We start from the raw sequence: 14,507 nt of genomic DNA on the forward strand, positions 1-14,507 counted from the left end.
GATTATACCCGACCGGAACTCTAAAAGCGTCGTATTGATCAAATTTTTGAAGTTTTATTTCAATGATTTCGTTAGTCATTCTGATGCGAGTTACATCTGTTTAATCAAAAAAAACTAAAGGTCAAAGAGTTGCGTTACATTCAAATACAGCTGTTCTGATATAAGAACGTTAGTTTTTTTTTGTAAACTTGCCACTTTTTTGAGTAATAAAGGCAAAATCAATGGTGAGTTCCGATCATTTCCGCTACTTCGAGGGCTCATAGCAGGGGAATCTGTTTCCAATACAAATGCACTGAGAGGCAATTGCGCTACCGTTTGCTGCAGTTTTTTTGCGCTGTCATTTAGCAGCAAACCTCCGACCCCTAACTTGTAGCCTAAATTAACATAACGTAAAGCAAGCTCTGGTCCGCCATAAAAGCCATGGATCACCCCTTTTTTGGCATTATTGGCATTTTTTAGTAAATCCAGCATCTCTTCATGGCTTTTTACACAATGAATAATGAGAGGCAGATCAAATTCTTCAGCTAAGGCGATTTGAGCTCTGAATACTGACAATTGTGTAGTGAAATTACTTTTATGTAACTTATCTAGGCCACACTCGCCAATAGCAACGAGTTTCGAAGCTTGACGCAAGCTCAACAATAGCTGTTTGAGATTAGGTAACGTTTGCTCTGTCATCGAGTGACAGAACCACGGATGCACACCTAGCGCAAAAGGACAATTATAGGCATTTGCAATACGAAGTTGATTAGACCATTTTTCTTCCGAAACCCCAGGGATCACAACTTGACTGATCCCCTGCTCCTTCATTTTTTGAAACAGTTCAGCTCTATCATGATCAAACTCTTGAAAGTCTAAATGTGCGTGGCTGTCTATTAGGGGACTCACTATGACATTTTCATTGGGGTCGGTTTTTGTACTTAATGGTTCCATATCCGCTCAAGCTCCCTACTATTTAACTCGTTAGCGCTGTCACAATTGCATTTTAGTCCATCAGAGTGATACCAATAGCATTATTAGCAACGAGTGCCAATAAAACTAGCCGGGCGCTTGATGAAAGTCCATTAAACCCCCTCTGAAACGAGCACCTTCAAGTAGGATGGGGATATATTTAAGCCAATAAAAAACCCAAGCTTTAGCTTGGGTTTTTTAAAGGAACATAATCAGCTGGGATTAGTTCTCACGCGTCTTAGCAAATTCGATATCTGGATAACGCTCCATCGACAAGTTTAAGTTAACCATTGTTGGCGCGATGTAAGTCAGGTTATCGCCACCATCAAGTGCTAAGTTCATGCTGCACTTACGTCTAAACTCATCAAGCTTCTTATGGTCATCACAATACACCCAACGCGCTGTCGCTACGCTAATGGCTTCATATATTGCTTCAACTTTATATTCAGTCTTTAATCGACCAACAACCACTTCAAACTGCAATACACCAACAGCACCAACAATGAGGTCATTGCTGTCTATTGGTCTAAAGACCTGCACAGCACCCTCTTCAGAAAGCTGTACTAGCCCTTTTAGCAACTGCTTTTGTTTTAACGGATCTCTAAGACGAATACGGCGGAACATTTCTGGAGCAAAGTTTGGAATACCGGTAAAACGCAGCTTTTCACCTTGAGTAAAGGTATCGCCAATACGAATGGTACCATGGTTATGTAAACCAATAATATCACCAGGATAAGCGGCCTCAGCCCGGTTACGGTCACCCGCCATAAAGGTCAGAGCATCGCTGACGTTTACATCTTTACCTAAGCGAACATGGTGCATTTTCATGCCCTGCTCATAACGACCGGAACAAACGCGCATAAAGGCGACGCGGTCACGATGCTTAGGATCCATATTGGCTTGGATCTTAAAGATAAATCCGCTGAACTTAGACTCTTCCGGCTCGATAACTCGCGTTTCGGTTTCACGCGTTTGAGGTGTCGGCGCCCACTCGACGATACCATCAAGAATATGGTCAACGCCAAAGTTACCCAGTGCGGTACCAAAGTAAACAGGTGTCAGTTCGCCTTTTAAGAACAACTCATGGTTAAACTCATGGGCAGCGCCAACAACAAGTTCCATCTCATCGCGCACTTCATCAGCATAGGTGCCGATAGCCTCATCAAGCTCAGGGTTATTCAAGCCCTTAATAATTCTTGAATCTTGTATTGTGTGCCCCATACCACCTTGATAAAGGATAACCTCATCACGAAGTAGGTGGTAAACACCTTTAAACTCTTTACCTGCGCCAATCGGCCAAGTAATAGGTGCACATTTAATATTGAGCACCTCTTCAACTTCATCCATCAGCTCAATAGGATCGCGTATATCACGATCGAGCTTGTTCATGAAGGTGACAATTGGGGTGTCACGTAGACGAGTCACTTCCATCAATTTAATAGTACGTTGCTCAACACCTTTAGCTGAGTCAATAACCATTAAACATGAATCGACAGCCGTAAGCGTACGGTAAGTATCTTCAGAGAAGTCTTCGTGGCCAGGCGTATCAAGAAGGTTAACTAAGGCATCATTATATGGAAACTGCATCACTGAAGTGGTAATCGAGATACCACGATCTTTTTCCATCTCCATCCAGTCAGACTTAGCATGCTGACCTGACTTTTTGCCTTTTACCGTTCCCGCTTTTTGTAAAGCGTTGCCGAATAAAAGGACCTTTTCAGTAATGGTGGTTTTACCCGCATCTGGGTGAGAGATGATGGCGAAAGTGCGACGCTTGTCTACCTCAACTTTATAGCCTGACATGTTTACCTGTAATTCTGGGAGTTTACAAAGGCGGCAATTATAGCTGTTCGCCTATATTTTGGCTACCAGTGCCGTCGCCTAAATCGATGCTGAAACTGATTTGAAATATCAACAGCTCAATAAAAAAGCCTCCAGTCTGGAGGCTTTGTTTAAAATAAATCACAGTAAAGCTTAATTAACGACCTTTGCAATAGCAGCATTAACGCGAGCAAGCTCTAAACGCGCGTATCTGTGCTCAACAAAATCGTAGATATTAGTTGCCAGAGCCAGTCTAAAGTAGTTCGCGGCTTCGGTATTATCACCCCGCTGCTGGGCTATTTTAGCCATATAAAAATAGGCTTCACATAAACGCTCTGCATACTCATTTGGATGCTTTAAACCCTCTTTGGCTAATGAAAATACAGCTTCTTTATCTTTAGTTCCTAGATAGTAATCGACAAGCGCACTTGACCATGCATCTGGATTCAATTTAGCGCGGTTAGCTGTCATTCTCAAAGTTGCGCTTTGCGCATCGACTTCTCTTTCTGCAAGATAGAGCCATAGCACACGGTAACCGTCCGAGGTGTCCTTGCTATAAAATGCGTCCATGTCAGATACTGCGAGTTCAGAGCGCTCGCCATAGTAAAGTGAAATGCCACGATTAAGATATGCATAATCATATTCAGGGGATAACTCTAACACGGCATCAAAAGCTTCATAGGCACTTTCGAACTCATTTTCTTGGGTGTAATAAATCCCAAGAAAATTATAAGCATCTGCTAGGTTTGGTTGTAATTTAAGTGCTTGATGAAAGTCGATACGGCTGAGAATTCGTAGACCGACACGATCATAAATCACACCGCGATCATAGTGAAAACGCGCACGCTGTTCCTGCGTCAACTCCATGCTCGACAATATTTCATTGAGCTTAGCTAAGGTTATCTCTAATTTATAGTCAGGTGAAACAGGCGCAACTTTGATGGTGGCTTGTTGATTGCTACCTGACTGAGTTGATACACAGCCGGTCAGCAACATACTGATCCCAGTCATCACCACAATCACGGTAGTACGCATCTTTTGATTCATCCATTTAACCTTTTGAGTTCAGCAATAGCCCCAATAATAGCAACCCACTGGTGCGACTGCTATCAAGGAATTGAAAAATAATCTCATTTACACTAATAATTAGCCTACGGCTGCGCCTATTCTGGACAATATACTCGTCTCAACAATGGCTAGCGTAAATGCCAGGCACAAAAAAGGAGGCCGTTTGGCCTCCTTTTAAACAAACCGTTATGGCTTATTCAGCTGCAGGAGCTTCAGCTTTAGGTGCAGCTTCTTTCATAGAAAGACGCACTCGACCTTGGCGGTCAACTTCCATCACCTTAACTTTAACTTCTTGGCCAACTTCTAAGTAGTCAGACACATTTGCAACACGCTCTTCAGCGATTTGTGAAATATGCACTAGACCATCTTTACCAGGAAGAATAGTTACGAAAGCACCGAAGTCTACGATACGAACAACTTTACCGTTGTAAACTGTTCCAACTTCAACTTCAGCAGTGATCTCTTCGATACGACGGATAGCTTCTTTAGTTGCTTCGCCATTTGAAGAAGCAATCTTCACTGTACCATCATCTTCTAGTTCAATCGTTGTACCAGTTTCTTCAGTAAGCGCACGAATAGTCGCACCGCCTTTACCAATTACGTCACGGATCTTCTCAGGGTTAATCTTAAGAGTTGTGATACGTGGAGCGTGATCAGAGATATCGTCACGATGTGAACCAATAGCTTGGTCCATAACATTTAGGATATGAACACGAGCACCATAGGCTTGCTTTAGAGCAATCTCCATGATGTCTTTAGTGATACCTTCAATCTTGATATCCATCTGCAATGCAGTAATACCATCGCGAGTACCAGCAACTTTAAAGTCCATGTCACCAAGATGATCTTCATCACCTAAGATGTCAGAAAGAACAACGAAATCGTCGCCTTCTTTAACTAGACCCATTGCAATACCGGCAACAGACGTCTTAATAGGAACACCTGCATCCATAAGCGCAAGAGATGTACCACATACAGAAGCCATTGAGCTTGAACCGTTAGATTCAGTGATTTCTGATACAACACGAACGCTGTATGGAAACTCTTCAGCAGAAGGCATAACGGCATTGATACCGCGCCATGCTAGCTTACCGTGACCGATTTCGCGGCGCTTAGGTGAACCAACAAAACCTGTTTCACCGACAGAATATGGAGGGAAGTTATAGTGAAGCATAAAGCGATTTGTGTATTCGCCCATGATGCTGTCAACTTTCTGTGCATCACGTTCTGTACCAAGAGTACAAGTAACTAGTGCCTGAGTTTCACCACGAGTAAACAAAGAGCTACCGTGTGTACGTGGAAGTACGCCAGCCATAACGTTAAGTGCACGAACCATATCTGGCTCACGACCGTCGATACGTGGGTTACCCGCAATGATGCGGCTACGAACTACTTTCTTCTCTAAGCTACCAAGAAGACCGTCGATTTCGCGCAAATCAGCTTCTGGGTTTTCAGCCAATAGTGCTTCTTTAGCAGCAGATTTTACTACGCCAACTTGAGTATAACGATCTTGCTTAACTTCGATTTGGTAAGCTTCAGTAAGACCAGCTTCAGCCAAGTCTTTAATCTTAGCAACAAGAGCTGCGTCTTGAACTGGAGCAGTCCAATCCCATGCAGGCTTGCTAGCTTCAGCTTTTAGTTCACTAATCGCATCAATAACAACTTGCTGCTGGTCATGGCCATAAACCACACCACCAAGCATAACCTCTTCAGGTAAAGCAGCAGCTTCTGATTCAACCATCAGAACCGCACCTTTAGTACCTGCAACAACTAGATCTAGGTCACTATCAATAAGTTGAGTTACATCAGGGTTTAGAACATATTCACCACCGATATAACCAACACGTGCTACACCTAGTGGACCATTGAAAGGTAGACCAGAGATAGCCAATGCAGCCGAAGTACCAATCATCGAAATAACATCAGGATTGATTTCAGGATCAACAGAAACTACTGTGATAATTACCTGGACTTCATTCTTGAAGCCATTTGGGAATAGTGGACGAATTGGACGGTCAATTAGACGTGCAATCAGTGTTTCGCTTTCAGATGGACGACCTTCACGCTTGAAAAATCCGCCTGGGATTTTACCGGCTGCGTATGTCTTTTCCTGGTAATTAACAGTTAGCGGGAAAAAGTCACGCCCTGGCTCTTCAGCTTTCTTTCCAACAACAGTAACTAATACTGTTGTATCACCCATACTCGCTAAAACAGCAGCGTCGGCTTGACGTGCGATAACACCCGTTTCTAACGTAACGGTGTGCTGACCATATTCAAAACTCTTTACGATTGGATTCACGTGAACCATTCCTTAAATTTAATTACCTTAATTACGCGCGTAAGTATACTTCAAGTTTATTCAATAGATAAAGGGAATAGATTAATGACAAAGCGGAATCTTTTCTCTAAAGTGAACATATGACTAAAAGTATGTTCCCAAAATACAACGACTCACCAAGCCAAGAAAATATAAGTTATTGAAATAATGGAAAAGAGTTGATGAAGGGAGATTTCAAATCACTGACATGGAAACAAACAACACTTGTTGTTTCCTCTACGTTATTTTTTGCTGTTGTTATTTTTCTTGTTGAAATATCGCTAGTTTTTGTCAACGCACGCCAGCAACTTATTTCAACACAGCAAGAATTGCTCAATTCAGTAGAGCAACCGGCGACTAATGCCGTCTGGGCCATGGACGAAACGTTAGCAGCGCAAACCATACAGGGATTGCTGAAGGTCGATAATATCGCTTCTGCTACTATCGAATTAGATGATGGCAGCCATTTTGTTGCCGTCAACAGCACTGTTACCGTTGAATCTTCTACACTATTTAAAGATATCAGTGATGAAATATTTGGCGATATCCAGCAAATATCTCGCACACTTTACCGCCCATTTTTCAGCAGCAGTAACTATAAGAAAGAACTCATAGGAAAGCTCACCGTCAACTATGATCCACAAAGTTTGACCGGGTCGCTGTTCGCAACTTTACGTTATAGCCTCTGGGCTACCTTAGTCCGCGCATTTTTACTGACATTAGTGCTATCTATTGTGTTTCACCGCTTCTTAACGCAACCGATAGCGCGCATCAGCGAAGCGATTGACAGAATCGACCCAGAGTCACCAGGCGACAATTTATTACCAAACTCACGACCGCATATGGATGATGAACTCGGTCTTGTCACCAGTAAATTTAATCAAATTTTAGTTCAATTTGCTAAGACTCAAAATAAGTTGCGTAAGATGGCCACCAGAGATCCATTGACAGGCTTACCCAATCGCGCTCTTTTGCTAGAAACCATTGCCGTCGCCATTCAACGCGCTAGAGTACATAGAACACAGTTTGTCCTACTGTTTATTGATTTAGATAGGTTTAAGAACGTTAACGACTCGCTTGGCCATGCATTTGGCGATCAGTTTTTAGTACAGATAGCACGTATTTTAGAAAGCGCTGTAGCTGAGTTAGGAACCGTTGCTCGATTAGGCGGCGATGAGTTTGTTATTTTGGCCGACGAATTGACATCTCCAGCCGAAGCCGCCGAGTTTGTCGATAAACTGTTATTACAGCTCAATACACCAATGCGCCTTGATGAGCATGCTATTCACCCTGCCGCATCAGTTGGGATATCTATCTACCCTGACGATGGTTTGACCGCTGACGATCTTATTCGCCACGCTGATATTGCAATGTACAGTGCAAAAGCTGCCGGCTCCAATCAATGGGCTTTCTTCAAACAACAGATGACTGAACGCGCAGCGGTTCGTTTAAGAACCGAAGCCTCACTACATGACGCATTGAGAAATAATGAATTTGTACTGCACTTCCAGCCGAAGCTAGATATAAAAACTGGTGAACTACTCGGTTGTGAAGCACTGATCCGATGGCAGAAAGATGGCCAACTTATTAGCCCAATGTCGTTTATTCCCGTCGCCGAAGAAACTGGAATTATCATTCCAATCGGTCGCTGGGTGATAGAGGAAAGTTGTCGCACTATTCAAAAGTGGCAACAACAGTACAATGTAACACTGCCTATTGCTGTTAACGTCGCCCCACAGCAGTTTGAACACATAAGTCTAGTGCCAGATATTAAGCAAGCAGCATTTCGCTACCAGATTGCAGCTGAACTACTAGAGATTGAGATCACTGAAACATCACTAATGAATGACATACAACTCGCGATTGAAAAGCTTGAGCAATTGCGCGCCGCAGGCTTTGGTATTGCAGTCGATGACTTTGGAACTGGTTATTCCTCGTTGTCATATCTACGCAATTTGCCAATCACTACCCTTAAAATTGATCGATGCTTTGTGAGTGATTTACCTCAGGAGAGTGCTATCGCTTCAACAATTTTGATGTTAGGAAAGCAGTTAGATTTAAAAATTGTTGCAGAGGGGATTGAAAGCGAAGCACAGCTTAGATGGCTACAAGAGCAGGATTGCTTATTAGGCCAAGGTTATTTATTTAGTAAGCCTTTAACATTAGCAGCGTTCGAAGATAAATATATAAAGCTCAATACCCGAGTAACCCAAGCAGTAAACTAATATTCACCTGCTATTATTTTTAAGCACAAAAAAAGGAGGCAAAGCCTCCTTTTAATAGGTCAAACGTTATCTAATTAAAGATTAACGACGTAGACCTAACTTCTTGATTAGCTCTTGGTAACGAACATTTTCAGTACGCTTAAGATATGCAAGAAGTTTACGACGTGTGTTTACCATACGTAGTAGACCACGACGTGAATGGTGATCATGGATGTGCTCTTTGAAATGGCCTTGAAGGTGGTTAATCTGCGCAGTTAGCAGAGCAACTTGAACTTCAGAAGAACCAGTATCATTTTCGCAACGACCAAATTCAGCTAAGATTTCAGCTTTTTTCTCAACACTTAGTGACATTTCTATCTCCAAAATAATAATTAAAAATCTTTAGCCGATCACTAACTCAGCCAAAGTGAGCGCGTATTCTACCTATTAAGCAAAATAGTAGCAACTAGATTTCTCACCGCGCGACAAAACATTGCTATTCGTCGGAATCCGTTCTCAAAACGATAAGTCGCTTAGGCGCAAGTAGACCGTCATCATTCATTTGGCCAACACCAACAAACTTGCGTTCCTCACCTAGGGTGATCCGCACAAGCTCATCGACTGGTAGATTAGCCACCTGCACCGGATTACCATTCATTAAGAAGGGAGCGATATCGTCAGAGACGTTGATCTCTTTAAAGCCACTCACCGAAGTATCCATCGGCAATAGAAGTGGATCCAACACCTCAGACAAGGTTAGAGACTCCTCTTCAACCTTATTTACCAGCGCTTCCAACTGTGCAAGCGATACCATATTATCGTATGGGTAACCCGCAACTTGGGTACGACGCAACATAATGACATGTGCACCACAGCCTAGCATTTCACCAAGATCATCGGTGATCGTGCGGATATAAGTCCCTTTTGAACAATGTATATCTAAGGTTAGCTCATCGCCTTCAAGACTGATGAAATTAAGCTCAAACACATTGATTGGACGCGCTTCACGGGGAACCTCAATGCCTTCACGAGCATACTTATATAAAGGTTGCCCTTGATATTTAAGCGCCGAATACATTGAAGGAACCTGCATGGTTTTACCGCGAAAATATTCAAGAGCGGTATCTAACTGCGCTTGAGTAAAATCTATTTCACGTGTCTGGACGACTTCACCATCAGAATCACTAGTATCAGTACGTTGCCCAAGTTTAGCGGTCACCAAGTAACGTTTGTCAGCATCAAGCAGATGTTGAGAGAACTTAGTTGCCTCGCCTAAACAGATAGGCAGCATGCCTGTTGCTAATGGATCAAGTGCACCAGTATGACCCGCTTTGTTTGCATCAAAAAAGCGCTTAACTCTTTGTAATGCAAAGTTTGAACTCATACCAGTGTCTTTATCAAGCAATAACACACCATCGACAAAACGACCACGAGAACGGCGACCCATTACTTGTCGTCCTCAGCCTTGCCGTCTTGCTCAACATTTTCTTGAGTGCCGTGCTCTTGTTGCTTTGCTTCATCATTACTGATCACGCGGCTAACAAGGTTTGACATACGCATACCTTCAACCAGTGAACTGTCATAGATAAAACGCAGTTCAGGCATCACACGCAGCTTCATACGGCCAGCCACAAGCGAGCGTATATAGCCCGCAGCATCATCTAATGCCTGCACTTTTTCTTGAACAAGCTTTTCGTCTTCTTCAAAGAAGGTCACGTAAACTTTTGCATAGCTTAAGTCACGTGAAACATCGACATCATTAACAGTAACAAAACCGATACGAGGGTCTTTCATATCACGCTGTAGCACCTGTGCAAGCTCTTGTTGTAACTGCTGTGCTATGCGGCGTGTACGACTAAATTCTTTTGCCATAATATGTTTACCATTTACTTTAAACAATAAAGGCGGCTTACGCCGCCCCTATAAATAAGTTACAAGATAGGTTACAAAGTACGCGCTATCTCAACGGTTTCGAAGACTTCAATCTGATCGCCAACTCTGACGTCATTATAGTTCTTCACACCGATACCACATTCCATGCCGTTACGAACGTCAGAAACATCGTCTTTAAAGCGACGAAGAGATTCAAGCTCACCTTCGTAGATAACAATGTTCTCACGTAGAACACGGATTGGAGCACTACGCTTAATAGTACCTTCTGTAACCATACAACCAGCGATAGCGCCAATCTTAGGAGACTTAAATACATCACGAACTTCAGCAAGACCAATAATTTCTTGTCTAAATTCTGGCGCTAGCATTCCGCTCATCGCGTCTCTAACTTCATCGATCAACTGATAAATGATGCTGTAGTAACGAAGATCAACACTTTCGCTGTCGATGACTTTACGCGCTTGTGCGTCTGCACGAACGTTAAAGCCGACCATAATAGCGTTCGATGCTGCTGCTAGGGTTGCATCAGTTTCAGTTAAACCACCTACGCCGCGAGCGATGATGTTAACTTTAACTTCGTCAGTTGATAGCTTGTTAAGCGAGTCTGAAATCGCTTCAAGGGAACCTTGAACGTCAGCTTTTAGTACCAAGTTAAGCTCTTGAACTTCACCTTCTACCATATTGGCGAACATGTTTTCTAGCTTAGACTTCTGCTGGCGAGCCAACTTAACGTCGCGGAACTTGCCTTGACGATATAGAGCAACTTCACGCGCTTTACGCTCATCACGTACCACTGTCGCTTCATCACCCGCAGACGGTACACCAGAAAGACCTAGAATCTCTACTGGAATTGACGGTCCGGCTTCAGTAATTGCTTGACCGTTCTCATCACGCATAGCACGAACTTTACCGTACTCAAGACCACAAAGAACGATATCGCCCTGCTTCAATGTACCTTCTTGTACAAGTACGGTTGCTACTGGACCACGGCCTTTATCAAGCTTAGATTCAACAACAACACCAGCAGCCATACCTTCACGAACCGCTTTAAGCTCTAGGACTTCAGATTCTAGAAGAATACCTTCTAGTAACTCATCAATACCATCACCGCTCTTAGCTGAAACGTGAACAAACATGTTGTCTCCGCCCCAATCTTCTGACATTACGCCATGTTGAGACAGTTCAGACTTAACACGATCAGGATCCGCTTCTGGCTTATCCATTTTGTTAACGGCAACAATTAGTGGCACGCCACCCGCTTTAGCATGCTGGATAGCTTCGATGGTTTGTGGCATAACACCATCATCAGCCGCAACCACTAGAATAACGATATCAGTCGCTTGAGCACCACGAGCACGCATTGCGGTAAACGCTGCGTGACCAGGAGTATCAAGGAAGGTGATCATGCCGTTTTCAGTTTCGACGTGATAAGCACCAATATGCTGAGTAATACCACCGGCTTCGCCAGAGGCTACTTTTGCACGACGAATGTAATCAAGTAGTGATGTCTTACCATGATCTACGTGACCCATGATAGTAACTACTGGAGCACGAGGCTCAACGCTTACGTCACCATTACGGTCAGCAAGTACTTGATGCTCAAGTTCGTTTTCGCGAGTCAGAATCACTTTGTGACCCATCTCTTCAGCAACAAGCTGCGCAGTTTCTTGATCAAGGACTTGGTTAATAGTAACCATAGAACCCATCTTCATCATCTGCTTGATGATCTCAGTCGCTTTAACAGCCATTTTTGAAGCTAGTTCTGAAACCGAAACGGTTTCGCCAATGCTAACTTCTGCTTTAACAACAACAGCTGACTTATTGAACGCGTGGTCCATTGATTCAGGTGCAACACTACGAGCATTACGTGAATTACGTGAATTACGTGAATTACGGCTGTCACGACGGTTGTCCTTGCCACCGCGACGCTTTCCTTTACCCGTTGTAGCAGGTGCAGGAGTCGGTGCTTTACGTGGACGACGATCACGCTTTTCAGCATTGGCGTCGGCAGTATCTTCCGCTGCACGCGCTTCAGTAGAAGTCGTAACGTGGTGGTCACCGGTCTTTTCAGCTTCTTTACGTGCTTTTTCTTCATCAGCCCAACGCTTAGCATTTTCTTCAGCTAATCGACGTGCTTCTTCTGTTGCGGCAGCAGCTTCTGCATCGGCCTTTGCCTTAGCGACTTCATCTTGTACAGCCTGAAGCTTGTCAGCTTCGGCTTTAGCTGCTTTTTCATCTGCAGTTTGCGCAGGAGCGGCTTCTTGCTTTGCCACTTTAGCTGCTGCTGTTTTTGCTTTAGCTTCTTCGTCAGCTTTCTGTTTTGCTTCGGCGTTTGCTTTAGCTTTAACTTCGGCTTCCGCTTTAGCTGCCGCAGCTTTAGCGTCTTCTTCAGCTTTTGCTGTTGCAGCTAATTCAGCTTCTTGCGCTTCATCACGCTTAACAAAAGTACGCTTTTTACGTACTTCTACTTTAACGTCTTTTGATTTACCGCCACTACCAGCAACGCTCAGGGTTGAAACTGATTTGCGCTGCAGCGTCATTTTAGTTGGTGCAGCATCGCCACCGTGTTGCTTCTTTAAAAAATCAAGCAACTGCTGTTTTTCTGTTTCAGAAACCGTATCTGTTGTCGATTTCTTAATACCAGCCTGAGAAAACTGTTCGACGAGTCGATCAGCACTTTTCCCAACTTCTGTGGCTAGTTTGTCTACTGTTGTATCTGCCATTATTAAATTCCCCTCTGTTGATCGACTTATGCTTCTTCGCCAAACCAACAGATATTACGGGCAGCCATAATGAGCTCACCTGCTTTTGCTTCTGTTAATTCTTCAATTTCGATCAAATCATCAATGCCTTGTTCGGCCAAATCTTCTAGCGTGATTACGCCTTTGCTTGCAAATACGAATGCCAAGTGTCTATCTAAACCTTCTAATGCTAGAAGATCTTCACTCGGTGAAACACCATCAAGTGCTTCCTCAGTCGCAAGTGCGCGAGTCGAGATCGCCGCTTTTGCACGTTCTCTTAAAGACTCGACGATATCTTCGTCAAATCCATCTATTTCTAATAGTTCTGATGTTGGTACGTAGGCAATCTCTTCTAAAGAAGTAAAGCCTTCGTCAGCCAGAACTTGAGCAAACTCTTCATCAACATCTAGCGCTTCAATAAGTAGGTTAACCACTTTTGCGCTTTCTGCCTGATGCTTAGCTTTCATGTCGTCAACTGTCATCACGTTTAGTTCCCAACCAGAAAGTTGAGTCGCTAGACGAATATTCTGACCATTACGACCAATAGCTTGCGCTAGGCTATCAGCTTCTACTGCGATATCCATTGAGTGGTTATCTTCATCTACGATGATTGACGCCACGTCAGCAGGTGCCATACAGTTGATAACATATTGCGCTGGGTTATCGTCCCAAAGCACGATATCAACACGCTCACCGCCAAGCTCGTTAGAAACGGCTTGAACACGTGCACCACGCATACCAACACATGCACCGATAGGATCGATACGACGGTCGTTAGATTTAACAGCAATCTTTGCGCGAGAACCTGGATCACGAGCTGCGCCCATGATTTCGATCATCTCATCGGCAATTTCAGGTACTTCAACACGGAAAAGCTCTATCAGCATTTCAGACTTAGTACGTGTTAGAAACAGCTGAGCGCCACGCGCTTCAGGACGTACAGAGTAAAGCAATGCACGTACACGATCGCCTGGACGGAAAGACTCACGTGAGATCAAGTCTTCTTTAAACAGCACGCCATCAGCGTTAGTGCCCAAATCAACGACAACACTTTCACGGTTGCTTTTCTTGACCACACCGACAATTAACTCACCTTCGCGATCACGAAATTGGTCAACGATCTGTGCGCGCTCAGCTTCACGTACTTTTTGTACGATAACTTGCTTTGCCGTTTGCGTCGTAATACGGTCGAATGCTACTGAATCGATTTCATCTTCAATAAAGCCACCTAGCTCTATTTCAGGTTCATCATATACTGCCGCTTCGAGAGTAATTTCACGGAAAGGGTTTTCTAATGGCTCGCCAGTGTCTTCAACAACCATCCAACGACGGAAAGTTTCATAGGCACCCGTTTTGCGATCAATAGCGACACGAACTTCAATGTCACCTTCATATTTTTTCTTGGTTGCTGTGGCTAGTGCAATTTCCAACGCTTCAAAAATCTTTTCGCGTGGTACACCTTTCTCATTTGAAACCGCCTCAGCGACTAGCAGAATCTCTTTATTCATTCTC

The 14,507-nt window shown here is 43.7% G+C and carries 10 protein-coding genes; 1 reads left to right on the forward strand and 9 read right to left on the reverse strand.

Features of this window, described 5'->3' with window-relative positions:
• Positions 1–114 precede the first annotated feature (114 nt).
• The 4 genes from JK628_RS16665 to pnp form a co-directional block, all read right to left on the reverse strand.
• Positions 115–933, reverse strand: coding sequence for a TatD family hydrolase (locus JK628_RS16665; RefSeq protein WP_202286027.1), 819 nt, complete (start codon positions 931–933; stop codon positions 115–117).
• Between the two features lie 240 nt (positions 934–1,173).
• On the reverse strand, positions 1,174–2,754 hold the full coding sequence (gene prfC / locus JK628_RS16670; protein WP_202286029.1) for a peptide chain release factor 3: 1,581 nt from the start codon (positions 2,752–2,754) through the stop codon (positions 1,174–1,176).
• Between the two features lie 171 nt (positions 2,755–2,925).
• The gene (nlpI, locus tag JK628_RS16675) at positions 2,926–3,819 is read right to left on the reverse strand and encodes a lipoprotein NlpI (RefSeq protein ID WP_202286031.1); all 894 of its coding nucleotides are present in this window, start codon (positions 3,817–3,819) and stop codon (positions 2,926–2,928) included.
• A 214-nt stretch (positions 3,820–4,033) separates the two neighbouring features.
• On the reverse strand, positions 4,034–6,139 hold the full coding sequence (pnp, locus tag JK628_RS16680; RefSeq protein WP_202286033.1) for a polyribonucleotide nucleotidyltransferase: 2,106 nt from the start codon (positions 6,137–6,139) through the stop codon (positions 4,034–4,036).
• Positions 6,140–6,339: 200 nt separating this feature from the next.
• Here pnp and JK628_RS16685 point away from each other — a divergent pair, with 200 nt between their 5' ends.
• The gene (locus JK628_RS16685) at positions 6,340–8,382 is read left to right on the forward strand and encodes an EAL domain-containing protein (protein WP_202286035.1); all 2,043 of its coding nucleotides are present in this window, start codon (positions 6,340–6,342) and stop codon (positions 8,380–8,382) included.
• A gap of 81 nt (positions 8,383–8,463) precedes the next feature.
• On the opposite strand, the gene rpsO is transcribed toward JK628_RS16685, so the two are convergent.
• The 5 genes from rpsO to nusA form a co-directional block, all read right to left on the reverse strand.
• Complete coding sequence (rpsO, locus tag JK628_RS16690; protein ID WP_202286037.1) at positions 8,464–8,733, reverse strand: 30S ribosomal protein S15; 270 nt, start codon at positions 8,731–8,733, stop codon at positions 8,464–8,466.
• 124 nt (positions 8,734–8,857) lie between these two features.
• Positions 8,858–9,808 carry a tRNA pseudouridine(55) synthase TruB gene (gene truB, locus JK628_RS16695; RefSeq protein WP_202286039.1) on the reverse strand — a complete coding sequence of 317 codons (951 nt, stop codon included), beginning with the start codon at positions 9,806–9,808 and terminating at the stop codon, positions 8,858–8,860.
• Positions 9,808–10,233: a 30S ribosome-binding factor RbfA gene (gene rbfA / locus JK628_RS16700; protein ID WP_202286041.1), complete on the reverse strand. Its 426-nt coding sequence runs from the start codon at positions 10,231–10,233 to the stop codon at positions 9,808–9,810. The genes truB and rbfA overlap by 1 nt, the downstream gene beginning before the upstream one ends.
• A 71-nt stretch (positions 10,234–10,304) precedes the next feature.
• Positions 10,305–12,977 (reverse strand): translation initiation factor IF-2, encoded by a 2,673-nt coding sequence (infB, locus tag JK628_RS16705; RefSeq protein WP_202286043.1) that lies wholly within the window; start codon positions 12,975–12,977, stop codon positions 10,305–10,307.
• 26 nt (positions 12,978–13,003) lie between these two features.
• On the reverse strand, positions 13,004–14,503 hold the full coding sequence (gene nusA / locus JK628_RS16710) for a transcription termination factor NusA (RefSeq protein WP_202286045.1): 1,500 nt from the start codon (positions 14,501–14,503) through the stop codon (positions 13,004–13,006).
• Positions 14,504–14,507: the final 4 nt, after the last annotated feature.

Source organism: Shewanella sp. KX20019 (assembly GCF_016757755.1).
Classification (GTDB): Bacteria; Pseudomonadota; Gammaproteobacteria; order Enterobacterales; family Shewanellaceae; genus Shewanella.